General features: G+C 67.8%; 28 protein-coding genes. 12 read left to right on the top strand and 16 right to left on the bottom strand.

What is annotated here, in order from left to right:
• The first annotated feature begins 35 nt into the window (after nt 1-35).
• Nucleotides 36-500, top strand: a complete 465-nt coding sequence (locus PSPA7_RS29120; RefSeq protein ID WP_012077940.1) for an acyl-CoA thioesterase — start codon at nt 36-38, stop codon at nt 498-500.
• On the opposite strand, the gene PSPA7_RS29125 is transcribed toward PSPA7_RS29120, so the two are convergent.
• Nucleotides 480-1,097: a hypothetical protein gene (locus PSPA7_RS29125; RefSeq protein ID WP_003150729.1), complete on the bottom strand. Its 618-nt coding sequence runs from the start codon at nt 1,095-1,097 to the stop codon at nt 480-482. The genes PSPA7_RS29120 and PSPA7_RS29125 overlap by 21 nt on opposite strands.
• 20 nt (nt 1,098-1,117) lie before the next feature.
• Complete coding sequence (pyrE, locus tag PSPA7_RS29130; RefSeq protein ID WP_012077941.1) at nt 1,118-1,759, bottom strand: orotate phosphoribosyltransferase; 642 nt, start codon at nt 1,757-1,759, stop codon at nt 1,118-1,120.
• An 80-nt stretch (nt 1,760-1,839) separates the two neighbouring features.
• On the opposite strand from pyrE, the gene crc reads away from it, so the two are divergent.
• Entirely contained in the window at nt 1,840-2,619 is a 780-nt protein-coding gene (gene crc / locus PSPA7_RS29135; protein WP_003150731.1) for a catabolite repression control protein Crc, read from the top strand.
• 60 nt (nt 2,620-2,679) lie between these two features.
• Here the strand turns inward: crc and PSPA7_RS29140 are convergent, their stop codons facing one another.
• Together PSPA7_RS29140 and rph are read right to left on the bottom strand one after the other, a co-directional pair.
• A complete protein-coding gene (locus tag PSPA7_RS29140) occupies nt 2,680-3,051 on the bottom strand; it encodes a DUF4870 domain-containing protein (protein ID WP_003150732.1) in 372 nt (123 codons plus the stop codon).
• Nucleotides 3,052-3,095: 44 nt separating this feature from the next.
• On the bottom strand, nt 3,096-3,815 hold the full coding sequence (gene rph, locus PSPA7_RS29145; RefSeq protein ID WP_012077942.1) for a ribonuclease PH: 720 nt from the start codon (nt 3,813-3,815) through the stop codon (nt 3,096-3,098).
• A gap of 182 nt (nt 3,816-3,997) precedes the next feature.
• On the opposite strand from rph, the gene PSPA7_RS29150 reads away from it, so the two are divergent.
• The 6 genes from PSPA7_RS29150 (at nt 3,998) to PSPA7_RS29175 (ending at nt 9,283) form a co-directional block, all read left to right on the top strand.
• Nucleotides 3,998-4,861: a YicC/YloC family endoribonuclease gene (locus PSPA7_RS29150; protein ID WP_003150734.1), complete on the top strand. Its 864-nt coding sequence runs from the start codon at nt 3,998-4,000 to the stop codon at nt 4,859-4,861.
• A gap of 58 nt (nt 4,862-4,919) precedes the next feature.
• Nucleotides 4,920-5,531 (top strand): guanylate kinase, encoded by a 612-nt coding sequence (gmk, locus tag PSPA7_RS29155; RefSeq protein ID WP_003150735.1) that lies wholly within the window; start codon nt 4,920-4,922, stop codon nt 5,529-5,531.
• Between the two features lie 88 nt (nt 5,532-5,619).
• The gene (gene rpoZ, locus PSPA7_RS29160; RefSeq protein ID WP_003096602.1) at nt 5,620-5,886 is read left to right on the top strand and encodes a DNA-directed RNA polymerase subunit omega; all 267 of its coding nucleotides are present in this window, start codon (nt 5,620-5,622) and stop codon (nt 5,884-5,886) included.
• 65 nt (nt 5,887-5,951) lie between these two features.
• On the top strand, nt 5,952-8,057 hold the full coding sequence (gene spoT, locus PSPA7_RS29165; RefSeq protein WP_003096603.1) for a bifunctional GTP diphosphokinase/guanosine-3',5'-bis pyrophosphate 3'-pyrophosphohydrolase: 2,106 nt from the start codon (nt 5,952-5,954) through the stop codon (nt 8,055-8,057).
• Nucleotides 8,058-8,118: 61 nt separating this feature from the next.
• The gene (gene ridA, locus PSPA7_RS29170; protein WP_003150736.1) at nt 8,119-8,499 is read left to right on the top strand and encodes a deaminase RidA; all 381 of its coding nucleotides are present in this window, start codon (nt 8,119-8,121) and stop codon (nt 8,497-8,499) included.
• 55 nt (nt 8,500-8,554) lie between these two features.
• The gene (locus tag PSPA7_RS29175; RefSeq protein WP_012077943.1) at nt 8,555-9,283 is read left to right on the top strand and encodes a hypothetical protein; all 729 of its coding nucleotides are present in this window, start codon (nt 8,555-8,557) and stop codon (nt 9,281-9,283) included.
• Nucleotides 9,284-9,289: 6 nt separating this feature from the next.
• On the opposite strand, the gene PSPA7_RS29180 is transcribed toward PSPA7_RS29175, so the two are convergent.
• The 3 genes from PSPA7_RS29180 to PSPA7_RS29190 form a co-directional block, all read right to left on the bottom strand.
• On the bottom strand, nt 9,290-9,910 hold the full coding sequence (locus PSPA7_RS29180) for a LysE family translocator (RefSeq protein WP_012077944.1): 621 nt from the start codon (nt 9,908-9,910) through the stop codon (nt 9,290-9,292).
• A 65-nt stretch (nt 9,911-9,975) separates the two neighbouring features.
• On the bottom strand, nt 9,976-10,776 hold the full coding sequence (locus tag PSPA7_RS29185; RefSeq protein WP_012077945.1) for an AraC family transcriptional regulator: 801 nt from the start codon (nt 10,774-10,776) through the stop codon (nt 9,976-9,978).
• A complete protein-coding gene (locus PSPA7_RS29190) occupies nt 10,776-11,627 on the bottom strand; it encodes an NAD-dependent epimerase/dehydratase family protein (protein WP_012077946.1) in 852 nt (283 codons plus the stop codon). Before PSPA7_RS29190 ends, PSPA7_RS29185 begins: the two co-directional genes overlap by 1 nt.
• A 137-nt stretch (nt 11,628-11,764) precedes the next feature.
• Between PSPA7_RS29190 and oxyR the strand changes: the two genes are divergently transcribed.
• The 3 genes from oxyR (at nt 11,765) to PSPA7_RS29205 (ending at nt 16,268) form a co-directional block, all read left to right on the top strand.
• The gene (gene oxyR, locus PSPA7_RS29195; protein ID WP_012077948.1) at nt 11,765-12,697 is read left to right on the top strand and encodes an oxidative stress transcriptional regulator OxyR; all 933 of its coding nucleotides are present in this window, start codon (nt 11,765-11,767) and stop codon (nt 12,695-12,697) included.
• A complete protein-coding gene (gene recG / locus PSPA7_RS29200) occupies nt 12,694-14,769 on the top strand; it encodes an ATP-dependent DNA helicase RecG (protein WP_012077949.1) in 2,076 nt (691 codons plus the stop codon). Before oxyR ends, recG begins: the two co-directional genes overlap by 4 nt.
• Nucleotides 14,770-14,858: 89 nt before the next feature.
• Nucleotides 14,859-16,268 (top strand): HDOD domain-containing protein, encoded by a 1,410-nt coding sequence (locus PSPA7_RS29205; RefSeq protein WP_012077950.1) that lies wholly within the window; start codon nt 14,859-14,861, stop codon nt 16,266-16,268.
• A gap of 72 nt (nt 16,269-16,340) precedes the next feature.
• Here PSPA7_RS29205 and PSPA7_RS29210 read toward each other — a convergent pair whose 3' ends face one another.
• From PSPA7_RS29210 to glcD, 9 genes are all read right to left on the bottom strand, one after another.
• Entirely contained in the window at nt 16,341-16,733 is a 393-nt protein-coding gene (locus tag PSPA7_RS29210) for a hypothetical protein (RefSeq protein WP_003153182.1), read from the bottom strand.
• A gap of 134 nt (nt 16,734-16,867) precedes the next feature.
• The gene (locus PSPA7_RS29215) at nt 16,868-17,140 is read right to left on the bottom strand and encodes an HU family DNA-binding protein (RefSeq protein WP_012077951.1); all 273 of its coding nucleotides are present in this window, start codon (nt 17,138-17,140) and stop codon (nt 16,868-16,870) included.
• A 201-nt stretch (nt 17,141-17,341) separates the two neighbouring features.
• Nucleotides 17,342-18,496 (bottom strand): rubredoxin-NAD(+) reductase AlkT, encoded by a 1,155-nt coding sequence (gene alkT, locus PSPA7_RS29220; protein WP_003153180.1) that lies wholly within the window; start codon nt 18,494-18,496, stop codon nt 17,342-17,344.
• A gap of 51 nt (nt 18,497-18,547) precedes the next feature.
• On the bottom strand, nt 18,548-18,715 hold the full coding sequence (locus PSPA7_RS29225) for a rubredoxin (protein ID WP_003098329.1): 168 nt from the start codon (nt 18,713-18,715) through the stop codon (nt 18,548-18,550).
• Between the two features lie 184 nt (nt 18,716-18,899).
• Nucleotides 18,900-19,067: a rubredoxin gene (locus PSPA7_RS29230; RefSeq protein ID WP_003098330.1), complete on the bottom strand. Its 168-nt coding sequence runs from the start codon at nt 19,065-19,067 to the stop codon at nt 18,900-18,902.
• Between the two features lie 140 nt (nt 19,068-19,207).
• Complete coding sequence (locus PSPA7_RS29235) at nt 19,208-19,609, bottom strand: heme-binding protein (protein WP_012077952.1); 402 nt, start codon at nt 19,607-19,609, stop codon at nt 19,208-19,210.
• Nucleotides 19,610-19,613: 4 nt separating this feature from the next.
• Nucleotides 19,614-20,840 (bottom strand): glycolate oxidase subunit GlcF, encoded by a 1,227-nt coding sequence (gene glcF / locus PSPA7_RS29240; RefSeq protein ID WP_012077953.1) that lies wholly within the window; start codon nt 20,838-20,840, stop codon nt 19,614-19,616.
• Nucleotides 20,841-20,849: 9 nt separating this feature from the next.
• Nucleotides 20,850-21,929, bottom strand: coding sequence for a glycolate oxidase subunit GlcE (gene glcE / locus PSPA7_RS29245; protein ID WP_012077954.1), 1,080 nt, complete (start codon nt 21,927-21,929; stop codon nt 20,850-20,852).
• Nucleotides 21,929-23,428: a glycolate oxidase subunit GlcD gene (gene glcD / locus PSPA7_RS29250; RefSeq protein WP_012077955.1), complete on the bottom strand. Its 1,500-nt coding sequence runs from the start codon at nt 23,426-23,428 to the stop codon at nt 21,929-21,931. Before glcD ends, glcE begins: the two co-directional genes overlap by 1 nt.
• Before the next feature lie 205 nt (nt 23,429-23,633).
• Here glcD and glcC point away from each other — a divergent pair, with 205 nt between their 5' ends.
• A complete protein-coding gene (glcC, locus tag PSPA7_RS29255) occupies nt 23,634-24,389 on the top strand; it encodes a transcriptional regulator GlcC (RefSeq protein ID WP_003154433.1) in 756 nt (251 codons plus the stop codon).
• Nucleotides 24,390-24,437: the final 48 nt, after the last annotated feature.

The raw sequence follows: 24,437 nt of genomic DNA on the forward strand, positions 1-24,437 counted from the left end.
TAGAGTCGAGGTTCCAGCGGCGCCGAGGAACCGGCATGAGCGACACGATACAGAGGCGGCACTTCACCTTCTTCCATGCCCTGCGGGTCCGCTGGGCGGAAGTCGATCCCCAGGGAATCGTCTTCAACGGCAACTACCTGACCTATCTCGACGTCGCCATCACCGAGTACTACCGCCAGCTCGGCATGACCTACCCGGCCGACCTGCTGCGCGGCGGCGGCGACCTGTTCGCGCTGAAGAGCTCCCTGGAGTACCGCGCGCCGGCGCATTTCGACGACTGGCTGGAGATCGGCACCCGGGTGGCGCGGCTGGGGCGCAGCAGCCTGGTCTTCGAGCTGGGCATCTGGCGCGACGAGCAGTTGCTGACCATCGGCGAGCTGGTCTACGTCCATGCGGATGCGCGCGAGCGACGGAGCCGGCCCCTGCCGGACTGGCTGCGCGAGAAGATCAGGGTGTTCGAGCGGCAGGCCCCAGAGGAATCAGGGGCTCGTACCGAGTAGCTGGGACAGCCGCGCGCGGTCGGCGGCATAGGTCTTTTCCGCGTCCTGGCGAGCTTTCTGGAAGCGATCGAGCTCGCCTTGCAGGCGCGCTTCCTCCTGCCTGAGGTCATCCAGCTGGTCCACCAGGCCCTGCGCCACCGGACGGCCGGCGCGCTCCTGGCTGGCCGCCTGGCCCTGCAGGTTGGCCTGTTGCAGCTTGAGCGACTGGAGGTTGCCGCGCGCCACGCTGCTCAATCCATCCAGTTCGGCCAGCCGGCGCTCACGGGCGCGGTCGACGTCCTCGACGCTGGAGTAAAGGCGCAGCAACTGCGCATCGGAACTGGCCTGGGCCTGGGCCGCCTTGCGCTGCCGCAGCTCCTCGGCGGTCGGCGCCGGCGGTACGGTGCGGATCACCCGGCCCTGGTCGTTGAGCACCTGGTAGCCCTTGCCGATGTACTGCGGCGGCACACCCTGGCGGTCGAGCACCACCACGCCCTTGTCGTTGACGTAGCGGTACAGCTCCACCGCCCCGCCCGGCGCCGCCTGGACGCCGAAGGAAAGCCCCTGGAGCGCCAGCCCCAGGGCCACCAGACAACGCACTACATCCTGTCCGACCATGCCAGTCCCTTGTGAAAGGTTCAGATACCGTATTGGGCGCGATAGGCCTCTACCGCCGGCAGATGCTTCTTCAGTTCAGCATCTCCGGCAAGATATTCCAGCACCTGCTCCAGGGACACGATGCTCACCACCGGCATGCCGAAGTCGCGCTCGACTTCCTGGATCGCCGACAGTTCGCCCTTGCCGCGCTCCTGGCGGTTCAGCGCGATCAGCACGCCCGCCGCCCTGGCGCCCTGGGCGTCGATGATCTGCATCACTTCGCGGATCGCGGTGCCGGCGGTAATCACGTCGTCGATGATCAGCACCCGGCCGCTCAGCGGCGCGCCGACCAGCGTGCCGCCTTCGCCGTGGTCCTTGGCTTCCTTGCGGTTGAAGCACCAGGGCAGGTCGCGCCGGTGCTGCTCGGCGAGGGCCACCGCGGTGGTGGCGGCCAGGGGAATGCCCTTGTAGGCCGGGCCGAACAGCACGTCGAAGTCGATACCGCTGTCGATCACCGCCTCGGCGTAGAAGCGCCCCAGGCGGGCCAGCGCCAGGCCGCTGTCGAACAGGCCGGCATTGAAGAAATAGGGGCTGGTGCGCCCGGACTTGAGGGTGAACTCACCGAAGCGCAGAACCCCGCGCTCGATGGCGAAACGAATGAAATCGCGCTGATACGCCTGCATGAATGACACCAAGCCGCATGAATTTAGCTAAACCGTTTGAGCTCGGGTATCATACACGCACGTGATTTTGGGGGCCATTTATGCGGATCATCAGTGTGAACGTGAATGGTATTCAGGCTGCGGCCGAGCGCGGTTTGCTCAGTTGGCTGCAAGCACAGAATGCCGACGTGATCTGCTTGCAGGACACCCGAGCCTCCGCCTTCGATCTGGATGACCCGTCCTTCCAACTGGACGGCTACTTCCTTTATGCCTGCGATGCCGAGCTACCCGAACAGGGCGGTGTCGCACTCTACAGCCGTTTGCAGCCCAAAGCTGTGATCAGCGGCTTAGGTTTCGAAACGGCCGATCGTTACGGGCGCTACCTGCAAGCCGACTTCGACAAGGTGAGTATCGCCACCCTGCTGCTGCCTTCCGGGCAGAGCGGAGACGAGAGCTTGAACCAGAAATTCAAGTTCATGGACGATTTCACCCATTACTTGAGCAAGCAGCGCCGCAAGCGCCGCGAATACATCTACTGCGGCTCGCTGTACGTCGCCCACCAGAAGCTCGACGTGAAGAACTGGCGCGAGTGCCAGCAGATGCCGGGCTTCCTCGCGCCCGAACGCGCCTGGCTGGACGAAGTGTTCGGCAACCTCGGCTATGCCGACGCCCTGCGCGAAGTCAGCCGCGAAGGCGACCAGTTCAGCTGGTGGCCGGACAGCGAACAGGCCGAGATGCTCAACCTCGGCTGGCGCTTCGACTACCAGGTGCTGACCCCCGGTCTGCGCCGCTTCGTGCGCAACGCCAAGCTGCCGCGCCAGCCGCGCTTCTCCCAGCATGCGCCGCTGATCGTCGACTACGACTGGCAGCTGAGCATCTGAGGCTCGCTCCAGGTACGAAAAAGCCGGCGCATGCGCCGGCTTTTCTATTTTCCGTGCAGCCTACTTGATCAGCCGCAGGCAGAACGGATAGCGATAGGCCTTGCCTTCGTTGGCCTTGATTCCGGCGATGATGGTCAGCACCAGCGCCGCCAGGCAGACCAGGCCGAGCAGGAAGAAACCGATCACCACCAGCATCAGCAGGAAGCTGACGAACATCGCCAGCGCCACGGTGATCTGGAAGTTCAGCGCTTCCTTGCCCTGGGCGTCGACGAACGGATCGCTCTCGCGCTTGAGTTGCCAGACGATCAGCGGCCCGAGCAGGCTGCCGAAGGGAAACACCAGGCCGATGAACGCCGCGAAATGGCAGAACATCGCCCATTGCCGGGCTTCCTGGCCGGGGCTCGCAGCGACCTCTTCGGATACCTCGTTCATGTTGCGCTCCTTCTTCAAGGGCCCGGCGGGCGCCGGGCGTCCGCTCATTCGGCCAGCGCGGCGCGCTGGAGTTCGAACAGCTCCTGCATGCCCTGCTGGGCCAGTTCGAGCATGGCGTTCAGCTCGGCGGGACGGAACGGCGCGCCTTCGGCGGTGCCCTGCACCTCGATGAAGCCGCCGGAATCGGTCATCACCACGTTCAGGTCGGTTTCCGCGGCGGAGTCCTCCAGGTAGTCCAGGTCGAGTACCGGCACGCCCTGGTAGATGCCCACGGAGACCGCGGCGACCATCTGCTTGAGCGGGTTGCCCTTGAGCGCGCCGCGCTTCTTCAGCACCGCCAGGGCATCGATCAGCGCCACGGTGGCGCCGGTGATCGAGGCGGTGCGGGTGCCGCCGTCGGCCTGGATCACGTCGCAGTCGATGTACAGGGTATTCTCGCCGAGCTTGCTCAGGTCCAGCGCCGCGCGCAGGGAGCGACCGATCAGGCGCTGGATTTCCAGAGTGCGGCCGCCCTGCTTGCCGCGACTGGCCTCGCGCTGGTTACGTTCACCGGTCGAGCGCGGCAGCATGCCGTACTCGGCGGTCAGCCAACCCTGGCCCTGGCCCTTGAGGAAACGCGGCACCCCGGACTCGGCGCTGACGGTGCAGATCACCTTGGTATCGCCGAACTCGACCAGCACCGAACCCTCGGCGTGCTTGGTGTAATGGCGGGTGATGCGGATCGGGCGCAGCTGGTCGGCGGCACGGCCACTGGGACGATTCATCGTGGTTATCCTGTACTGAGAAAGCGGAATTGGCCGCCATTATAGAGGCCTGCCCTGGCTCTCAACCACCGTCGGCGTGCGGGCCCCGCCGGACGTGGGTTACAATGCCCGGCTCGAATCACGGCGGGCCGCACGCGGCCGGCGCCGGACGCACTCCCCCACACGACTATCGAGGTAGACCCATGGTGCACAGCATGACCGCCTTCGCCCGCGTCGAGCAGGCCGGTACCCACGGCACCCTGAGCTGGGAGTTGCGCTCGGTCAACCACCGCTACCTGGAGCCGCACCTGCGCCTGCCCGACGCCTTCCGCGACCTCGAGGGTGCCGTGCGCGAAGCGCTGCGCCAGGGCCTGTCGCGCGGCAAGGTGGAATGCACCCTGCGCTTCGCCGAGGAGACCGCCGGCAAGAGCCTGCAGGTCGACCAGGAGCGCGCCCGCCAACTGGTCGCCGCCGCCGAAGGCGTAGCCGCCCTGATCCGCCAGCCGGCGCCGCTCGATCCTCTCGCCGTGCTGGCCTGGCCCGGCGTACTGGTGGCCGACTCGGCCGATCCGCAGGCGCTCAACGCCGCCGCCCTGGAAGCCTTCGGCCAGGCCCTGGAGCAACTCAAGGCCGGCCGCTCGCGCGAAGGCCAGGAGCTGGCGAAGCTGCTCAACGATCGGCTCGACGCGATGCTGGTGGAAGTCGGCAACCTGCGCGAACTGGTGCCGACCATGCTGGCCAACCAGCGGCAGAAGATCCTCGACCGCTTCGCCGAACTCAAGGCCGAACTCGATCCGCAGCGCCTGGAGCAGGAACTGGTCCTGCTGGCGCAGAAGAGCGATGTCGCCGAGGAGCTCGACCGCCTCACCACCCACGTCGGCGAGGTCCGCCGGGTCCTCAAGGCCGGCGGCGCCGCCGGCCGCCGCCTGGACTTCCTGATGCAGGAACTCAACCGCGAAGCCAACACTCTAGGCTCCAAGGCCTTCGACCCGCGCTCGACCCAGGCCGCGGTCAACCTCAAGGTCCTGATCGAGCAGATGCGCGAGCAGGTGCAGAACATCGAATGACCGGCGGGCGCCTGCGCCCGATCTTTTTCCAACCCTCACGAAGCACCAGGAACATCCCATGTCCGGCACCCTGTACATCGTTTCCGCTCCCTCCGGCGCCGGCAAGACCAGCCTGGTGAAGGCCCTGCTCGACGCCGCCCCCGAGGTCCGCGTCTCCGTCTCCCACACCACCCGCGGCATGCGCCCGGGCGAGGTGGACGGGGTCAACTACCACTTCACCCGCCGCGAGGAGTTCCTCGAGATGCTCGAGCGCAACGAGTTCCTCGAGCACGCCGAAGTCTTCGGCAACCTCTACGGCACCTCGCAGCGCTGGGTCGAGAAGACCCTCGCCGAAGGCCTCGACCTGATCCTCGAGATCGACTGGCAGGGCGCCCAGCAGGTACGCCGGCTGATGCCCGAGGCCCAGTCGATCTTCATCCTCCCGCCGAGCCAGGAAGCCCTGCGCCAGCGCCTGACCAACCGCGGCCAGGACAGCGACGAGGTGATCGAGCGGCGCATGCGCGAAGCCGTCAGCGAAATGAGCCACTACGTGGAGTACGATCACCTGGTGATCAACGACGATTTCGCCCACGCCCTGGACGACCTGAAGGCGATCTTCCGCGCCCGCCAGTTGCGCCAGGACGCCCAGCAGCAACGCCACGCCGAACTGCTCGGTCGTCTGCTCGCCTAAATCGGCTCTTCCATAAAGATTGGCGATTTTTTAGACTATTCAGTCCGCCCGGCAAACGTCGGGCTCACTTTTCGTTACGAGGAACACCATGGCCCGCGTCACCGTTGAAGACTGCCTGGACAACGTCGATAACCGTTTCGAGCTGGTCATGCTCGCCACCAAGCGCGCCCGTCAGCTGGCTACCGGCGGCAAGGAGCCGAAAGTGGCCTGGGAAAACGACAAGCCGACCGTCGTCGCCCTGCGCGAGATCGCTTCCGGCCTGGTCGATGAGAACGTCGTCCAGCAGGAAGACATCGTCGAGGACGAACCGCTGTTCGCCGCGTTCGACGACGAGGCCAACACCGAGGCCCTGTAAGCCATGGCCTCGGCTCGACGTCGCCTGCGAGCGCCGCAACCCGCCTACGGGCAGGGGGTGAACCCTTGCCGGGCATAGACGCCTTCGCCGACAGACTGTCGAGCTACCTAGGGCCGGACCAGGTCAACCTGGTCCGCCGCGCCTACTACTACGCCGAGCAGGCCCACGACGGGCAGCGCCGCCGCAGCGGCGAGCCGTACGTGACCCACCCGCTGGCGGTCTCCAATATCCTCGCCGACATGCACATGGACCATCAGAGCCTGATGGCCGCGATGCTGCACGACGTGATCGAGGACACCGGCATCGCCAAGGAAGCGCTCACCGCGCAGTTCGGCGAGACCGTCTCGGAACTGGTCGACGGGGTCAGCAAGCTGACCCAGATGAACTTCGAGACCAAGGCCGAGGCCCAGGCCGAGAACTTCCAGAAGATGGCCATGGCCATGGCCCGCGACATCCGCGTGATCCTGGTCAAGCTGGCCGACCGCCTGCACAACATGCGCACCCTCGAGGTGCTGTCCGGCGAAAAGCGCCGGCGCATCGCCAAGGAAACCCTGGAAATCTACGCGCCCATCGCCAACCGCCTGGGCATGCACACCATGCGCGTGGAGTTCGAGGACCTCGGTTTCAAGGCCATGCACCCGATGCGCGCCGAGCGCATCCGCCAGGCGGTGAAGAAGGCCCGCGGCAACCGCCGCGAGATCGTCGGCAAGATCCAGGAGTCGCTGGTCAACTGCCTCGCCCGCGAAGGCATGGAAGGCCAGGTGATCGGCCGCGAGAAGCACCTCTACAGCATCTACCAGAAGATGCGCGGCAAGCGTAAGGCGTTCAACGAGATCATGGACGTCTACGCCTTCCGCATCATCGTCGACAAGGTCGATACCTGCTACCGCGTGCTGGGCGCCGTGCACAGCCTGTACAAGCCGTTCCCCGGGCGCTTCAAGGACTACATCGCGATTCCCAAGGCCAACGGCTACCAGTCGCTGCATACCACCCTGTTCGGCATGCACGGGGTGCCCATCGAGATCCAGATCCGCACCCGCGAGATGGAGGAGATGGCCAACCACGGGATCGCCGCGCACTGGCTGTACAAATCCAACGACGAGACGCCCAAGGGCACCCACGCCCGCGCCCGACAGTGGGTGAAGGGCGTGCTGGAGCTGCAGCAGCGCGCCGGCAACTCGCTGGAATTCATCGAGAACGTGAAGATCGACCTGTTCCCGGACGAGGTCTACGTATTCACGCCCAAGGGCCGCATCATGGAACTGCCCAAGGGTTCCACCGCGGTCGACTTCGCCTACGCGGTGCATACCGACGTCGGCAACAGCTGCATCGCCTGCCGCATCAACCGCCGCCTGGCGCCGCTCTCCGAGCCGCTGCAGAGCGGCCAGACGGTGGAAATCGTCACCGCCCCGGGCGCCCGGCCGAATCCGGCCTGGCTGAGCTTCGTGGTCACCGGCAAGGCGCGCACCCATATCCGCCACGCGCTCAAGCTGCAACGCCGCTCCGAGTCGATCAACCTCGGCGAGCGCCTGCTGAACAAGACCCTCACCGGCTTCGACAGCCACCTCGAGAAGATCCCCCAGGAACGCATCCAGGCCGTGCTCGCCGAGTACCGCATGGAAGTCTTCGAAGACCTGCTGGAAGAGATCGGCCTGGGCAACCGCATGGCCTACGTGGTCGCCCGCCGCCTGCTGTCCAGCGAAGGAGAGGAAGCGCCGAGCGCCGAGGGTCCGCTGGCGATCCGCGGCACCGAAGGCCTGGTCCTGAGCTACGCCAAGTGCTGCACGCCGATTCCCGGCGACCCGATCGTCGGCCATCTGTCCGCCGGCAAGGGCATGGTGGTGCACCTGGAAAGCTGCAAGAACATCAGCGAAGTCCGCCACAACCCGGAAAAATGCATCCAGCTCAGCTGGGCCAAGGATGTCACCGGCGAATTCAACGTCGAACTGCGCGTCGAGCTGGAGCACCAGCGCGGTCTGATCGCCCTGCTCGCCACCAGCGTCAACGCGGCCGACGGCAACATCGAGAAGATCAGCATGGACGAGCGCGACGGCCGCATCAGCGTCGTACAACTGGTCGTCAGCGTGCACGATCGCGTCCACCTGGCCCGCGTCATCAAGAAGCTGCGCGCCCTCAAGGGAGTGATCCGGATCACCCGCCTGCGCAGCTGACCCGCTTTTTCCTGTGTCATCCGGCGCCCCCGCGCCCACTCGATTTCAGCAAGGAGTTCCCATGACCAAGACCGTTATCCACACCGACAACGCCCCGGCCGCCATCGGCACCTATTCCCAGGCCATCAAGGCCGGCAACACCGTCTACGTATCCGGGCAGATCCCGCTGGACCCGAAGACCATGGAACTGGTGGAAGGCTTCGAGGCGCAGACCGTCCAGGTGTTCGAGAACCTCAAGGCGGTGATCGAGGCTTCCGGCGGCTACCTGCACGATGTCGCCAAGCTGAACATCTTCCTCACCGACCTGTCGCACTTCGCCAAGGTCAACGAGATCATGGGCCGCTACTTCACCCAGCCCTACCCGGCGCGCGCCGCCATCGGCGTGGCCGCCCTGCCCAAGGGCGCACAGGTGGAAATGGACGCCATCGTCGTCCTCGAGTAAGCCGGTTGTTCGCGACGGGGCCCCAGGGCCCCGTCGCCCTGCATGGAGTAGCACGATGCGCCGCGTGATTTTCCTCGCCGCAGCCGCCCTGCTGGCCGGTTGCGCCGGCACGTCCGATCCGTCCGGCACCTGGATCAACCAGGCCGCCATCGACGCCGCCAGCAAGGACGGCAAGCTGCGCGAGGCCCTGCTCGCCTATGGTCCCAACCTGGAGTGGAAGCTCGACGGCAAGGCAGGCGAAGCCACCTTCAGCAACGGTTTCGAACTCGGCGAAGGGACCCTGAGCAAGAGCGATGACGAACACTGGAAGGTTGCCTTCTATGGCGACGACAACCAGGAGAGCCTCGCAGTGGACGGCAAGGAACTGATCCAGCAGGCCAGCGCCAACGGCCCGGAACAGCGTTTCCGCCGTCTCGACCCGCAACCCACGGCCAACAGCCCTGCCGGCAGCGGTTTCGAACGAGCCTTGTACGGCAGCTACCTGAAGGGCAGTTGGAAGATCCGCGAAGGCCAGGGCCAGGGCGGCAAGGTCGAGTTCCAGGCCAACGGCCTGGTCAGCGGTCTTCCCGGCGCCGAACGCTACGCGCTGTGCCTGGCCGGCGATTGCGCGGCGATGAGCGGCGACAACGACAGCATCTGGCTGCAACAAGGCAACCGCGGCCGCGAACTGCTGTTCAGCCTGGACGACGACGAGCTGCAACTGTTCGAGGCGGTCAACACCGCCGGCGCCAACGAGATGCCCAGCTACGTGCCGGGCAAGCGCGTCTGGCTGCTGGAGCGCTGATTCCTCTCAGAGGGCGGCCAGCACCAGCCAGCCGCCCAGCGCCAGCAGCAGGACGCCACAGAGTCGGTCCAGCGCGCCTACCCGCCGCTGCAACCAGCCGCGCCAGCGCGGCCTGTCCAGCAGGCGCACCAGCGCCATGTCCCAGCACAGCACCACCAGGCTCATCCACGCCAGGCACAGGGCCAGCGCCCAGCCCGGCAGGCTGAAGCGCGCCAGCACGCCGAACAGCCCGGCGTAGAAGATCGGCAGCTTGGGATTCAGGCTGCTCGCCAGCAGGCCGTCGCGCAGCCCGCGCAGATAGCCGCCGCTGGACGGGAGGTCGCGCTGCGCCGGAATTTCCAGTCGCCTGTGCGCCAGCAGCGCCTGGCCCGCCAGCCAGAGGAAGTACAGACCGCCGAGCGCCTGCAGCCAGCGCAAGGCGCTGTGCGCCGGGTCCGGCACGCTGGCCAGCAGGCCGAGCACCAGCAGCATGCTCAGGAGATTGGCCAGGGCGATGCCGGCGGCCACCCCGTCGGCCTGGCGCCGGCCACGCAGCAGGGCGGCGCGCACCAGCAGGAAAAAGTCCGGTCCCGGCGACAGCAGGGCGGCGAAATGGGCACTGGCGACAAGGACGAACGCGGCGAACATGAAGGCCCCTCGAACGTGGAGGCCTCCAGTCTGTGCGGTGCGGCGGGCGCCGTATTGGAAAAAACTCAGGTCTTGGCGCTGCGCCGGAACTGCCCCGGAGTGACCCCGGTGAAACGCCGGAAGGTCGTGGAGAAGTGCGCCTGGTCGTAGAAGCCGAGGTGCTGGGCGAGTTCCGCCAGCGGCCGTTCTTCCAGCAACAGGCGCTTGGCCTGGCGCACCCGGCATTGCAGCTGGTAGGTATGCGGCGGCACGCCGTAGGCACGCCGGAAAGCCTCGATCAGGTGACGCGGGTGGCGCTGCAGCAACTGCGCCAGCTGGTCCAGTCCGAGCGCCTCGCTGGCATGCGCCTCCAGGTAATCGCGCAGGCGCGCGGTGGTCCCGCCGTCACGCGGCGCCGCGACCGCCGGGCGCATGCCGCCGTGGCGCACGAAGACCTGTTCGAGCAAGGCCAGCAGGCGGCTTTCCAGCGCCAATGCGTCGCTGCGCTGGAAATCCTCGGCCAGCCGCGCCATACCAGCCGCCACGCTGCCGTCGTCGGCCGGGTTCAATTCGCCGAAGCCGCGCGGCAACTGTTTGCGGCCGAGCAGGCCGAGCAGGCGCGCTTCCTCGACATAGAGCATCCGGTAGACCAGCCGCTCGGATTCGGCGTGCCCGGTATGCGGCTCTTCCGGATTCATCAGCGACAGGGTGCCGGCCGGCAGCGCGTGGCGCCGCCCGCGGCACTGGTAGCCGCCGACGCCGTGAAGGATCGAGCCGATGGCGAAGGCCGAATGGCTGTGGCGGCCGAACGCCTGGCCGGAGAAGTCCGCATGGAACAGCTCCACGCCGGGCAGCCAGGGGCGCGCCAGCAGCCGGTTGGCGGCCATCAGGCGTCCCCGAGCACCGCCGCGTAGCCCTCGCGGTAGCTGGGATAGCGCGGCACCCAGCCGAGCGCGCGGGCACGACGGTTGCTGCAACGCTTGCTGCCGGCGCGGCGTACCGAATGCTCGTCGGCCCATTGGCTGACGCCCAGGCGCTGGCGCAGGTAGTCGACCACCTCGTGCATCGCCACCGGCGCGTCGTCGACACCGATGTAGCAGTCTTCCAGCGCTTCGCCACGGGCGTCGGCGCGCAGCAGGAAGGCCAGCAGTCCCGCGGCATCGTCGGCATGGATGCGGTTGGCATAGAGCGGCGGCTCGCTGACCACCCGGTAACCCTGGCGCACCTGGTTGAGCAGCCATTCCCGGCCCGGCCCGTAGATGCCGGCCAGGCGCACGCGGCTAGCCGGTATCCCGCTGTCCAGCGCGACCCGCTCGGCGTCGAGCATGATCCGTCCGGAATAGGCCTGGGAAAGCGCCGGCGAGTCCTCGTCGATCCAGCTGCCGTCGGCCTGGGCGTAAACCCCGGTGCTGGAGACGAACAGCAGGCGCCTGGGCCGCTGGCCGTGGGCCTGCAACCAGCCCAGCACATGGCGCAGGCCATCGACGTAGGCGGCACGGTAGCCAGCCTCGTCATGCTGACTGGCGGCGGCGCTGTATACCAGGTAGTCGAGCGGCTCGCCCGGCCACTGCGCGGGGCACTCCGGAGCCTGCAGATCGCCGGCCACCGGCAGGACCCCCTGCGGCAAGGCGTCCACCGAGCGACGCAGGCCATGCACCCGCCAGCCATCGGCCAGCAGCGCCTCGCCGAGGCGCCCACCGACATCGCCACAACCGGCGATCATCACTGTTTGCGACATGAAGCCGTCTCCTTCCTACAACAAGGCGGCCAGTGTAGGCGTCGAATCGTCTGCAATGCACGCCCGATCATGCGCCCGAAGGTTGGTTCGCGGCGGTGCAGCCGCTATGCTTGGCCGATCTTAACGGATGAGCCGCCATGACCCTCACCGAACTGCGCTACATCGTCACCCTCGCCCAGGAACAACACTTCGGCCGCGCCGCCGAGCGTTGCCACGTCAGCCAGCCGACCCTCTCGGTCGGCGTGAAGAAGCTCGAGGACGAGCTGGGGGTGCTGATCTTCGAGCGCAGCAAGAGCGCCGTGCGCCTGACGCCAGTGGGCGAAGGCATCGTCGCCCAGGCGCAGAAGGTCCTCGAACAGGCCCAGGGCATCCGCGAGCTGGCCCAGGCCGGCAAGAACCAGCTGGCCGCGCCGTTGAAGGTCGGCGCCATCTACACCATCGGCCCGTACCTGTTCCCGCACCTGATTCCACAGCTGCACCGGGTCGCGCCGCAGATGCCGCTGTACATCGAGGAGAATTTCACCCACATCCTCCGCGACAAGCTGCGCACCGGCGAACTCGACGCGATCATCATCGCCCTGCCGTTCCAGGAAGCCGACGTCCTGACCAAGCCGCTGTTCGACGAGCCTTTCTATGTGCTGATGCCGGCCGACCATCCCTGGACCGCCAAGGCCAGCATCGATTCCGAGCTGCTCAACGACAAGAGCCTGCTCCTGCTCGGCGAGGGCCACTGCTTCCGCGACCAGGTGCTGGAGGCCTGCCCGACCGTGCGCAAGGGCGACGAGAACAAGCACACCACGGTGGAGTCCTCCTCGCTGGAAACCATCCGCCACATGGTCGCCTCCGGCCTCGGCGTGTCGGTCCTGCCGTTCTCCGCGGTGGACAGCCACCACTACGCCCCGGGCGTCATCGAGGTCCGCCCGTTCAGCGCGCCGGTGCCGTTCCGCACCGTCGCCATCGCCTGGCGCGCCAGCTTCCCGCGGCCGCGCGCCATCGAGGTGCTGGCCGACTCGATCCGCCTGTGCTCGGTGGCCCGTCCGCAAACCCAGGAACAACCGCAACTCGCATGACCGAGCTGTCCAGGGTCCCGGTCACCGCGCTCAAGGGCGTAGGCGCCGCGCTGGCGGAAAAACTCGCTCGCGTGGGCCTGGAAACCCTGCAGGACATCCTCTTCCACCTGCCCCTGCGCTACCAGGACCGTACCCGCGTCACCGCCATCGGCGCCCTGCGCCCGGGGGCCGACGCGGTGGTCGAGGGCGTGGTGGCCAGCGCCGACGTGGTGATGGGGCGCCGGCGCAGCCTGCTGGTGCGCCTGCAGGACGGCAGCGGCACTCTCAGCCTGCGCTTCTACCACTTCAGCCAGGCGCAGAAGGACGGCCTCAAGCGCGGTACCCACCTGCGCTGCTACGGCGAAGTCCGTCCGGGTGCCTCCGGCCTGGAAATCTACCATCCGGAATACCGCGCGCTGAACGGCGACGAGCCGATCCCGGTGGAGCAGACCCTGACGCCGATCTACCCGACCACCGAGGGCCTCACCCAGCAGCGCCTGCGCCAGCTCAGCCAGCAGGCCCTGGCCCTGCTCGGCCCCAGCAGCCTGCCCGACTGGCTGCCGGCGGAACTGGCCCGCGACTACCAGCTCGGCCCGCTCGACCAGGCGATCCGCTACCTGCACCGGCCGCCGCCGGACGCCGATATCGAGGAGCTCGCCGAAGGCCGGCACTGGGCGCAGCTGCGCCTGGCCTTCGAAGAGTTGCTGACCCACCAGTTGTCCTTGCAACGCCTGCGCGAAGCCGTGCGCTCGCAGGCGGCCCCGCGCCTGCCGCCGGCCCGTCGGCTGCCGCAGCAGTTCCTCGCCAATCTCGGCTTCCAGCCAACCGGCGCGCAACGCCGGGTCGGCGCCGAGATCGCCTACGATCTGGCCCAGGACGAGCCGATGCTGCGCCTGGTGCAAGGCGACGTCGGCGCCGGCAAGACCGTGGTCGCCGCCCTCGCTGCCCTGCAAGCCATCGAGGCCGGCTACCAGGTGGCGCTGATGGCGCCGACCGAGATCCTCGCCGAGCAGCACTTCGTCAACTTCGGCAAGTGGCTGCAACCGCTGGGCATCGAGGTCGCCTGGCTGGCCGGCAAGCTCAAGGGCAAGGCCCGCGCGGCGGCACTGGAACGCATCGGCGACGGCGCGCCGATGGTGGTCGGCACCCACGCGCTGTTCCAGGACGAAGTGAAATTCAAGCGCCTGGCCCTGGCGATCATCGACGAACAGCACCGCTTCGGCGTGCAACAGCGCCTGGCCCTGCGCCAGAAGGGCGTGGACGGCCGGCTCTGCCCGCACCAGTTGATCATGACCGCGACACCGATCCCGCGAACCTTGGCGATGAGCGCCTACGCCGACCTGGACACCTCGATCCTCGACGAGCTGCCGCCCGGCCGTACACCGGTGAATACCGTGCTGGTCGCCGACAGCCGCCGCATCGAGGTGATCGAGCGGGTCCGCGCGGCCTGCCGCGAAGGGCGCCAGGCCTACTGGGTATGCACCCTGATCGAAGAATCCGAGGAGCTGACCTGCCAGGCCGCCGAGACCACCTACGAAGAACTGTCCTCGGCGCTGGGCGAACTGCGTGTCGGCCTGATCCACGGACGCATGAAGCCGGCGGACAAGGCGGTGGTGATGGAGGCCTTCAAGGAAGGCATGTTGCAACTGCTGGTGGCGACCACGGTGATCGAAGTCGGCGTCGACGTGCCCAACGCCAGCCTGATGATCATCGAGAATCCCGAGCGTCTCGGCCTGGCCCAGCTGCACCAGCTGCGCGGCCGGGTCGGCCGGGGCAGCGCCGCCAGCCACTGCGTGCTGCTCTACCATCCCCCCCTGTCGCAGATCGGCCGCGAGCGGCTGGGCATCATGCGCGAGACCAGCGACGGCTTCCTCATCGCCGAGAAGGACCTGGAGCTGCGCGGCCCCGGCGAAATGCTCGGCACCCGCCAGACCGGCCTGTTGCAGTTCAAGGTCGCCGACCTGATGCGCGACGCCGATCTCCTGCCGGCAGTGCGCGACGCCGCCCAGTCGCTGCTGGCGCACTGGCCGCAGCACGTCAGCCCGCTGCTCGAGCGCTGGCTGCGGCATGGCCAGCAATACGGCCAAGTGTGATCTATTTCGCTCTCGCCGGTCGGCGTAGGTCTCAGTCTTAAGGCAGCTCTGGTTATACTGACGGAAAATCCAGATCTCATGGTCTCGTCATGACAGAAGCCGCCCTGGCCTCCGCCGATGCTCCGCACGCCCCTCAGGTCATCCTCCAGCTGCTCGCCAAGCTCGGCATCACCTGCCGTGAAGTGGCCGACAGCACGGACCTGCCGGCAGCCCGCCGGGTCCAGGCGGTGCTGCTGGACGACGCCGTCGGCACCCTGCTGGTGCTGTTCCCGCAGAGCCAGCTGCTGGATCTCGCCCGGCTCACCGAGCTGACCGGCCGCAAGCTGCTGGCGATCAAGCCCGAGCGCCTGGAGCGGATGCTCGGCAAGCATGAGTTGCACCGCCTGCCGGCGCTGCCGCCCTTGACCAGTTCGCCCTGCCTCTACGACGAGCGCCTGCTGCAGGAACCGCGCCTGCTGATCGAGTCCGGCCAGCCAGGCATCCTCCTGGAAATCGCCAGCAATGATTTCCGCAGCCTGCTGGCCAAGGCCAGCGCCGCACGCTTTGGCGAACCGCTGGAGAACATCAGCCTGAACCTGGATCGTCCGGACGACGATCGCGCGGAGATCAGCCAGGCGGTACAGGCCTTCACCGCCCGACGCATCCAGCAACGCCTGGAGCAGACCATCGAGATTCCCCCGCTACCGCAGACGGCACAGAAGATCATCAAGCTGCGGGTCGATCCCAACGCCAGTGTCGACGACATCACCGGCCTGGTCGAGACCGACCCGGCGCTGGCCGCCCAGGTGGTCAGCTGGGCCGCCTCGCCCTACTACGCCGCGCCGGGCAAGATCCGCTCGGTGGAGGACGCGATCGTCCGCGTGCTCGGCTTCGACCTGGTGATCAACCTGGCCCTCGGCCTGGCCCTGGGCAAGACCCTCACCCTGCCCAAGGACCAGCCGCAACAGGCCACGCCCTACTGGCAGCAGGCGATCTACACCGCAGCGGTGATCGAGGGCCTGACCCGCGCCATGCCGCGCGAGTTGCGCCCGGAGTCCGGCCTGAGCTACCTGGGCGGGCTGCTGCACAACTTCGGCTACCTGGTCCTGGCGCATGTCTTCCCGCCACACTTTTCACTGATCTGCCGGCACCTGGAAGTCAACCCGCATCTCGGTCACGCCTACATCGAGCAGCACCTGCTGGGAATCACCCGTGAGCAGATCGGTGCCTGGCTGATGCGCGTATGGGATATGCCGGACGACCTCTACTGCGCCCTGCGCTTCCAGCAGGACCCCGGCTACACCGGGCCGAACGCGGTCTACGCCAACCTGATCTGCCTGGCAAGCCGGCTGCTGCGCAACCAGGGTATTGGCGATGGCCCACAGGAAGCGATTCCGACGGGCCTGTACGAACGCCTGGGGATCACCCGGGAAAAGGCCGAGGACGCGGTGCGGAAGGTGCTGGAAGCCGAAGCCGCCCTGCGCGAACTGGCGGCGCAGTTCAATCGCCTGCCGGGATGACCGGGTAGTCCATCGCGTAATGCACTACCGCCGGTCCACGGGCGTGGCTCGGAGAAGATTCGAAAGCCGCCATCAGGCGGCTTTCTTTTCCGGCGCCTTCTTCTTGGGCTTGAGGTATTTCACCAGGCCCTGGAACCAGATCACCAGCGCCGGATTGCCCTGGATCTGGATGTCCTTGTTCTGGATGCCCTGCATGAACGCCAACTGCGGGTTCTTCGAGGTCATGGCGGCGAAACCGTAGGCTCCGTCCTTGAATCCCAGGGAAAACGCCGGTTGCGGATGGCTACCGCGCTTGCTGGTCACGCGCAGGTCCCGCACCACGTAGTGACGCGCCACCTTGCCATCGAGGGTGTGCAGCTGGAATACCAGGTCCTTGCCTTCGAGCTGTTTCTGGAAGGCGGGGTTGTCGCGGCTGGCCTTGCCCATCAGGCGGCCGAGCATCCACAGGAGAAGACGAAATTTCATGCGCGCGTCTCGATATCCGGGAAATGAGCGGCGCATTGTAGCTGTTCGAGCGAAGGACTACAGCTGTCCTTTCGATGAGCGCGGGAGGGTCTTCGGTGAAGCCCGGAGCCGCTCTGACTCCGGGCTCCCGGCGATCAGTTGACCGCGTCGCGCAGGGCCTTGCCGGGCTTGAAGGCGACGGTGTTGCTGGCCTTGATCTTCACCGGCTGGCCGGTCTGCGGGTTCTTCCCCGTGCTGGCCCCGCGATGGCGTTGCAGGAAGGTGCCGAAACCGACCAGGGTCACGCTGTCCTTGCGGTTCAGCGCGCCGGTGATTTCATCCAACAGGGCGTTGAGAACGCGATTGGCCTGTTCCTTGGTGAGATCGGCCTTTTCGGCGATAGCGGCGGCTAGTTCTGGTTTACGCATAGTTGCCTCTTTGACGGTTTGTTGTTTTTGTGTCCGTGCTGTCTTCCCAGCAGCGCTCAAAGGCACCGCAGTCCACCGGAACCATAGGCTCTAGACTGCGGTAGACGCGAAGGAGGATGGCATGCTCCCGAGGACTGCGCCAGTATCGTCGGACAATTTTGCCGCATGTCTCGACGGCAGGATGGCCAGGACAGGAGGCAGTTACGCCATAAGACCGGGTAACTCCTTGTTCAGGGACAGTTTTTCGTTCACCGCCGTCCCGGTCAGGGCGTAGCCGATGACTCGACCGGCGGTATCCCGGCAGAGGACCTTGAGGTCCGTCCCAGAGCCTTCCACTAGCCATTGGCCATCCATTCCACGCGGCGGCGGCGATACCACCAGCGGGCAGGCCGGGGTCTTCACCGTCACCGGCATCGGGCCGTAGCTGACCTGGCTGGGGTTGCCCGCCAGGGTCTGCGCCAGCGCCCGCGCGCAGGCCATCAGCGGCATCACGTAGAGCAGGTTGAGGCCATCCACCTCGGCGCAATCGCCCAGCGCATAGATATTGGCGTGGGAGGTGCGCAGGGAGCGGTCGACAACGATCCCGCGGTTGACCGCCAGCCCCGCGGCAAACGCCAGTTCGGTGCGCGGACGCAGGCCGACCGCGGAAACCACCAGGTCGCAGGGAATCACTTCGCCGTCGGAGAGATGGGCTTCCAGGCCATCCCCGGCCCTCCTCAGGCTGGCCAGCACCGGCCCCAGGTGGAAGCGCACGCCGAGGCTTTCCAGGCCCGCCTGCACGGCCCTGGCCGCGGCCGGGTGGAGCAGGCCCGGCATGACCTGCTCGCAAGGCGCCACCACGTCGAGCTGGTAGCCGCCGCTGGAGAGGTCGTTGGCGAACTCGCAGCCGATCAGCCCGGCGCCAAGCAGCAGCACCCGGCGCTTGCCGGCGGCCGCCTGGCGGAAGCGCGCGTAGTCCTCCAGGTCGTTGATCGGGTAGAGCGCGTCCTGGGCATCACCCTCGACCGGCACCCGGATCGGCTCAGCGCCCCAGGCCAGGACCAGGTCGCGATAGCGCACCTCTTCCTCGCCGATCCAGATCCGCTGGTGCCCCGGGTCGATGCCGGTGACCCGGGTATGGGTCAGGATCCGCGCATTGAGTTGCTCGGCCATGGCGCCCGGCTCGGCCATGGCCAGGCCATCGGCGTCCTTGTTCTTCGAGAAACCGGTGGAGAGCATCGGTTTGGAATAGGAGCGTCCATCGTCGGCGGTGATCATCAGCAGCGGCGTCTCGCTGTCCAGCTTGCGCCACTCGCGGGCCAGGTTGTAGCCCGCCAGGCCGGTTCCAATGATTACCAGGGGCGCACGCTCGCTCATTTCCGTTCCTCTGTGATTGCCGGCGCCGGGCGCCGCTTCTGTGGATTTCGCTCAGGCGATCTCGATCATCTCGAAATCGATCTTGCCGACACCGCAGTCCGGGCAGACCCAGTCCGCCGGGATGTCCTCCCAGCGGGTTCCCGCCGGAATGCCTTCTTCGGGCAGGCCCAGGGCTTCGTCGTAGATGAAGCCGCAGACCACGCATTGCCACTTGCGCATCGCCACCCTCCTCGTTCGTCGAACCTAGCTCAGCGTCGCTCGCCGGCCAACGGCGGGGCTGCCGGGCCACCCCGGCAGGACAGTCAATGACCGGACCCAGAACTCAAGGATAACCGCTGCGCGGCCGCTGGCCAGACATGAAAAAAGGCGGCCGGGGCCGCCTTCTCCGCCGGCGAGCCGGGGCTCAGCCGATTTCGATCATCTCGAAGTCCAGCTTGCCGACGCCGCAGTCGGGGCAAAGCCAGTCCTCAGGCACATCTTCCCAGCGCGTTCCCGCCTCGATGCCTTCTTCCGGCCAGCCTTTGGCCTCGTCATAGATCAGTCCACACACCACGCATTGCCACTTCTTCATTGTTTACCTCGGGCGGGTTACCACGGTTCAGCGCCGGCAACCTATAACAAATCCACCCTGTCCGCCAACCTGCCCGAACGGCAAGCCCACGCCGAAAGGCCCAACCAAAGATGGGTGGTGCCCGCCGGTCGCCTCACACCTCACAGGCCCTCGGCGCCGGCCCGCGCCACCCGGGCATCCTCTTCGGCGCGTACGCCGGAGACGCCGACCGCTCCCACGACCTCGCCATCCAACAGGATCGGCACGCCGCCTTCCAGGGTGGCCTGCAGCAGCGGTACCGAGAGAAAGGCGCTGCGTCCGCCGTTGATCATTTCCTCGTAGCGCTTCGTTTCCCGGCGTCCGAGGGCGGCGCTGCGGGCCTTTTCCGTGGCGATGTAGGCGCCGATCGGCGCGCAGCCGTCGAGGCGCTCCAGGGCCAGCGGATGGCCGCCGTCGTCGACCACCGCGATACTCACCGCCCAGCCCTGGCGCAGGGCCTCCTCGCGGGCGGCGGCAAGGATACGGGTGACGTCCTCGCGGCCGAGTACCGGCTTGCTGCGCATGGTTTCACTCTCCTCCGGGCAAGGCCTGGTCGAGCAACTCGATCCAGTGGCGTACCGGGGTCCGCCCGGCGCCGTCGAGATGCACCTGGCAACCGACGTTGGCCGTGGCGATGACATCCGGCGCGCCGCTTTCCAGGGCGTCCAGGCGGTTGTCGCGCAGACGCCGGGACAGCGCCGGCTGGGTCAGCGAGTAGGTGCCGGCGGAGCCGCAGCAGAGATGACCGTCGGGCACTTCGGCGAGATGAAAGCCCAGTCGCCGCAGCACCGATTCCACGGCCCCGCCCAGTCGTTGCGCGTGCTGCAGTGTGCATGGGCAGTGGAATGCCAGGCGCTGGTCACAGCGCAGGCCGAGGGACTCCAGCGGCTCGTCGCGAAGCACTTCCACCAGGTCGCGGGCAGCGGCGGCGACCTCGCGCGCCCTGGCCGCGTATCGCGGGTCGTCGCGCAGCAGGTAGGCGTAGTCCTTGACGAAGGCGCCGCAGCCGCTGGCGGTCTGCACGATGGCCTCGGCGCCCTCGCGCAGCAATGGCCACCAGGCGTCGATGTTGCGCCGCGCGCGCTGGCGGCCGCGTTCCTGCGCATCCAGGTGGAAATCCACGGCGCCGCAGCAACCGGCCGCGACGGCCGGCGTCACGCTGATGCCCAGGCGGTCGAGGACGCGCGCGGCGGCGGCGTTGGTGTTCGGCGACAGCGCCGGCTGCACGCAACCTTCGAGCAGCAGCACGCGCCGCGCATGCCGCGGCCGCGGTCGTTTTCCTGGTGCCGCGATCCGGCGTGGCAACTTGCTCTGCACGGGCTCCGGCAGAACCGGCCGCACACCCCCGGCGACGGCCGCCAGCGCGCCGAACAGCGCCGGCCGCGGCGCCAGCAGGCGCAGCCCGCCGCGCAGCAGGCGCTGGCCGAAGCTGCGCGGCAGGCGCTCGGCCAGGAGGTCGCGGCCGATATCCAGCAGCTTGTGGTACTCCACCCCGGACGGGCAGGTGGTTTCGCAGTTGCGACAGCTCAGGCAGCGATCGAGATGCAGCCGGGTGCGCTCGCTGGCCTCGTCGCGCTCGAGGAACTGCTTGACCAGGTAGATCCGCCCGCGCGGACCGTCGAGTTCATCGCCCAGCTCCTGGTAGGTCGGGCAGGTGGCGTTGCAGAAGCCGCAGTGCACGCAGCTGCGCAGGATGCGCTCGGCTTCGGCGGCCTCGGCGCGTTGCCGGGCGGATTCGCACAGGTTGGTTTGCATCGCGTCTCCTCAGAGTTCGGCGTACATCCGCCCGGGATTGAAGATGCCTTGCGGGTCGAGCTGGCGCTTCAGCGCCCGGTGCAGGCCGAGCAAAGCCGGCGGCAACGGCTGGAACGGCGCGTCGACGTGGCCGGCGCGGTAGCAGGTGGCGTGGCCGCCATGGGCGGCGGCCCACTCGCGGATGTCCGCGGCCGGCGCGTCGCTCTTCAGCCAGCGCAGCGCCCCGCCCCAGTCCAGCAACTGGCGGCCGGGCAGCGGCGACTCCGGTGCCAGCGCCGGCAGCGACAGGCGCCAGAGCGGTCGCGGGTCGGCGAAGAACGGCAGGCGCTGCTCGCGCAGGTCGGCCCAGAAGCCGTCATCGAGCGCTTCGCCACCGAGGCGCTCGCGCGCCGAGCGTACCGAGCCCTCGCCGCCCTCCAGGCGCAGGCGCAAGCCCTCGCCGTCGTGGCAGGCCGCGCTGATCGGCATTGGCTGCCTTCCCCACTCCGCCAGCTTGCGCAACGCCGCCGCCACCGGCAGGTCCAGGCTCAGACTGGCCTGGCGGCGCGGCATGGGCAGCACCTTGAAGGACACTTCGGTGACCACCCCGAGGCAACCGAAGCTGCCCGCCAGCAGGCGCGACAGGTCGTAGCCGGCGACATTCTTCATCACCTCGCCGCCGAAGCGCAGGTGGGTGCCCAGGCCACTGATCAGCCGCGTGCCGAGGACGAAATCGCGTACCGCTCCCGCCCAGGGCCGGCGCGGTCCGGACAGGCCGCTGGCGAGCACCCCGCCGACCGTCGCCCGGCCGCCGAACCCCGGCGCCTCGCAGGCAAGCATCTGCCCGCCGCGCGCCAGCACGGCCTGTAGCTCGTCCAGCGGCGTACCGGCACGGGCGGTGATCACCAGTTCGCAGGGATCGTAGGCGACGATCCCGCGGTGTTCGGCGAGGGCCAGCGGTTCACCGGCAACCGGCCTGCCGAGAAATGCCTTGCTGTCGCCGCCGACGATGCGCAGCGGCGCGCACCGCGCCAGGGCATCGCGGACCTGCTCGAGCAGCGCGCCGGCATGGTCGGCACCAGCGTCCGGATCGAAATACGGCTGGCTCATCAGAAACGCTCCAGTTCGGGGAACGGCAGTCGACCGTGGTGGACGTGCATGGCGCCGAACTCGGCGCAGCGATGCAGGGTGGGCACGTTCTTGCCGGGATTGAGCAGCCCGGCCGGGTCGAACGCCGCCTTCACGGCGTGGAACAGGGTCAGCTCGTCGGCATTGAACTGAGCGCACATCTGGTTGATCTTCTCGCGGCCGACGCCATGTTCGCCGGTGATGCTGCCGCCTACCGCCACGCACAGCTCGAGGATCCTGCCGCCCAGCGCCTCGGCGCGCTCCAGCTCGCCCGGCAGGTTGGCGTCGAAGAGGATCAACGGGTGCATGTTGCCGTCGCCGGCATGGAATACGTTGGCCACCCGCAGGCCGTATTCGCGCGAAAGCTCGGCGATGCCGTGCAGCACCCGCGGCAGCTCGCGGCGCGGGATGCTGCCGTCCATGCAGTAGTAGTCGGGGGAAATCCGCCCCACCGCCGGAAAGGCATTCTTGCGCCCGGCCCAGAAGCGCTGGCGCTCGGCCTCGTCATGGGCCTGGCGCACCGAGGTGGCGCCGGCCGCCTGGAACAGCTCGCGGACCCGTTCGCAATCCTCGTGCACGTCGGCTTCCACTCCGTCCAGTTCGCAGAGCAGGATCGCCGCCGCGTCGACCGGGTAGCCGGCATGGATGAAGTCCTCGGCGGCGCGGATCGACAGGTTGTCCATCATCTCCAGGCCAGCCGGGACGATGCCGGCGCCGATCAGGTCGGCCACCGCCCGCCCTGCGCTTTCCACATCGTCGAAGCTGGCCAGCAGCACCTTGGCCAGCGGCGGCCGCGGCAACAGCCTGACGGTGACCTCCACCACCACGCCAAGCAGCCCTTCGGAGCCGGTGAACAGCGCCAGCAGATCGAAGCCGGCGCTGTCCAGGGCGGCGGAACCCAGGCTCAGGCGCTCGCCCTCCAGGGTCACGATGTCCACCTGCAACAGGTTGTGCACGGTCAGGCCATACTTCAGGCAATGCACGCCGCCTGCGTTCTCCGCGACGTTGCCGCCGATGGAGCAGGCGATCTGCGAGGATGGGTCCGGTGCGTAGTACAGGCCGTGGGGGGCAGCGGCCTGGGAGATCGCCAGGTTGCGCACGCCAGGCTGGACCCGGGCGAAACGCCCCAGCGGGTCGATCTCGAGGATCCGCCGGAAACGCGCCATCACCAGCAGCACGCCGTTCTCCAGCGGCAGCGCGCCGCCGGACAGGCCGGTGCCGGCACCGCGCGCCACCACCGGCACCTTCAGCCGACGGCAGAGGGCGAGCAGGCCCTGGACCTGTTCGATACGTTCCGGCAATGCCACCAGCAACGGCGTGCAGCGATACGCCGAGAGACCGTCGCACTCGTAGGGACGCAGGTCTTCCGCGGCGTGCAGCAGCTCGAGGTCGGGCAGGCGGAGGCGCAATTCGGCCAGCAGGGCATCCCTGTCCACCTGCGGCAACGGACCGTCCAGACGCTCGTCGTAGAGGATGTTCATGGCGGCTGTCCTTGTTGTGGTTGTCGGCGGGATCAGCAAGCGTCCACAGCCTGTACCGCGCGGACGGCCGGGGTCCAGCAGGCATCGAACTGGTCCTACCAGTTTCGCCGGGAACCATGGGCGCGAAGCGCATGGTAGAAAGCCCACCAGCTTCTATAGTGAGTAACGACAGCCAACTGGTCCTACCAGTGCAACGGGAGCTTCCATGCAGAAACAGCGGGTGGCCGACCAGGTCGCCGAACGTATCGAGCGGCTGATCGTCGACGGCGTGCTCAAGGTCGGCCAGGCGCTGCCCTCGGAGCGGCGCCTGGTGGCCAAGCTCGGCTGCTCGCGCTCGGCCCTGCGCGAGGGCCTGCGGGTGCTGCGCGGACGCGGCATCATCGATACCGAGCATGGCCGTGGGTCGTTCGTCGCCGACCTCGACCGCAACGCCGATGCCAGCCCGCTGATGCACCTGTTCGGCTCCCAGCCGCGCACCCTCTACGACCTGCTCGAAGTCCGCGCCCTGCTGGAGGGCGAGGCGGCCCGCCTGGCGGCGCTGCGCGGCACCGAGGCGGACTTCGTCCTGCTCGCCCGGCGCTACGACGAGATGCTCGCCAGCCACGACGAAACCCAGCCGGTCGATCCCCGCGAGCACGCCCGCCGCGACCATGCGTTCCACCGTGCGATCAGCGAGGCATCGCACAATCCAGTGCTGGTGCATACCCTGCAATCGCTGAACGAATTGATGTTGAGCACGGTGTTCGCCTCGGTGAACAACCTCTATCACCGGCCATCGCAGAAGCGCCAGATCGACCGCCAGCACGCGCGCCTCTACGCGGCCCTCCGCGAGCGCCAGCCAGAGCAGGCGCAACGGGCGGCGCGCGAACATATCCACAGCATCCGCGACAACCTGCGCGAGATCGAACAGGAGGAACAGCGCCTGGTTCGCGCCACCCTGCGCCTGAACGGCTGGGAATGACGCGCCGCCGCGTCGCAGGCCGGCCGCCGGGCGAACGTGCTACCCTCG

Origin of the sequence: Pseudomonas paraeruginosa PA7 (assembly GCF_000017205.1) — a bacterium.
Classification (GTDB): Bacteria; Pseudomonadota; Gammaproteobacteria; order Pseudomonadales; family Pseudomonadaceae; genus Pseudomonas; species Pseudomonas paraeruginosa.

Coding starts and splice junctions, on each gene's coding strand:
- PSPA7_RS29120 (WP_012077940.1), top strand. CDS start 36: ATGAGCGACACGATACAGAGGCGGCACTTCACCTTCTTCCATGCCCTG.
- PSPA7_RS29125 (WP_003150729.1), bottom strand. CDS start 1,097: ATGGTCGGACAGGATGTAGTGCGTTGTCTGGTGGCCCTGGGGCTGGCG.
- pyrE (WP_012077941.1), bottom strand. CDS start 1,759: ATGCAGGCGTATCAGCGCGATTTCATTCGTTTCGCCATCGAGCGCGGG.
- crc (WP_003150731.1), top strand. CDS start 1,840: ATGCGGATCATCAGTGTGAACGTGAATGGTATTCAGGCTGCGGCCGAG.
- PSPA7_RS29140 (WP_003150732.1), bottom strand. CDS start 3,051: ATGAACGAGGTATCCGAAGAGGTCGCTGCGAGCCCCGGCCAGGAAGCC.
- rph (WP_012077942.1), bottom strand. CDS start 3,815: ATGAATCGTCCCAGTGGCCGTGCCGCCGACCAGCTGCGCCCGATCCGC.
- PSPA7_RS29150 (WP_003150734.1), top strand. CDS start 3,998: ATGGTGCACAGCATGACCGCCTTCGCCCGCGTCGAGCAGGCCGGTACC.
- gmk (WP_003150735.1), top strand. CDS start 4,920: ATGTCCGGCACCCTGTACATCGTTTCCGCTCCCTCCGGCGCCGGCAAG.
- rpoZ (WP_003096602.1), top strand. CDS start 5,620: ATGGCCCGCGTCACCGTTGAAGACTGCCTGGACAACGTCGATAACCGT.
- ridA (WP_003150736.1), top strand. CDS start 8,119: ATGACCAAGACCGTTATCCACACCGACAACGCCCCGGCCGCCATCGGC.
- PSPA7_RS29175 (WP_012077943.1), top strand. CDS start 8,555: ATGCGCCGCGTGATTTTCCTCGCCGCAGCCGCCCTGCTGGCCGGTTGC.
- PSPA7_RS29180 (WP_012077944.1), bottom strand. CDS start 9,910: ATGTTCGCCGCGTTCGTCCTTGTCGCCAGTGCCCATTTCGCCGCCCTG.
- PSPA7_RS29185 (WP_012077945.1), bottom strand. CDS start 10,776: ATGGCCGCCAACCGGCTGCTGGCGCGCCCCTGGCTGCCCGGCGTGGAG.
- PSPA7_RS29190 (WP_012077946.1), bottom strand. CDS start 11,627: ATGTCGCAAACAGTGATGATCGCCGGTTGTGGCGATGTCGGTGGGCGC.
- oxyR (WP_012077948.1), top strand. CDS start 11,765: ATGACCCTCACCGAACTGCGCTACATCGTCACCCTCGCCCAGGAACAA.
- recG (WP_012077949.1), top strand. CDS start 12,694: ATGACCGAGCTGTCCAGGGTCCCGGTCACCGCGCTCAAGGGCGTAGGC.
- PSPA7_RS29205 (WP_012077950.1), top strand. CDS start 14,859: ATGACAGAAGCCGCCCTGGCCTCCGCCGATGCTCCGCACGCCCCTCAG.
- PSPA7_RS29210 (WP_003153182.1), bottom strand. CDS start 16,733: ATGAAATTTCGTCTTCTCCTGTGGATGCTCGGCCGCCTGATGGGCAAG.
- PSPA7_RS29215 (WP_012077951.1), bottom strand. CDS start 17,140: ATGCGTAAACCAGAACTAGCCGCCGCTATCGCCGAAAAGGCCGATCTC.
- alkT (WP_003153180.1), bottom strand. CDS start 18,496: ATGAGCGAGCGTGCGCCCCTGGTAATCATTGGAACCGGCCTGGCGGGC.
- PSPA7_RS29225 (WP_003098329.1), bottom strand. CDS start 18,715: ATGCGCAAGTGGCAATGCGTGGTCTGCGGCTTCATCTACGACGAAGCC.
- PSPA7_RS29230 (WP_003098330.1), bottom strand. CDS start 19,067: ATGAAGAAGTGGCAATGCGTGGTGTGTGGACTGATCTATGACGAGGCC.
- PSPA7_RS29235 (WP_012077952.1), bottom strand. CDS start 19,609: ATGCGCAGCAAGCCGGTACTCGGCCGCGAGGACGTCACCCGTATCCTT.
- glcF (WP_012077953.1), bottom strand. CDS start 20,840: ATGCAAACCAACCTGTGCGAATCCGCCCGGCAACGCGCCGAGGCCGCC.
- glcE (WP_012077954.1), bottom strand. CDS start 21,929: ATGAGCCAGCCGTATTTCGATCCGGACGCTGGTGCCGACCATGCCGGC.
- glcD (WP_012077955.1), bottom strand. CDS start 23,428: ATGAACATCCTCTACGACGAGCGTCTGGACGGTCCGTTGCCGCAGGTG.
- glcC (WP_003154433.1), top strand. CDS start 23,634: ATGCAGAAACAGCGGGTGGCCGACCAGGTCGCCGAACGTATCGAGCGG.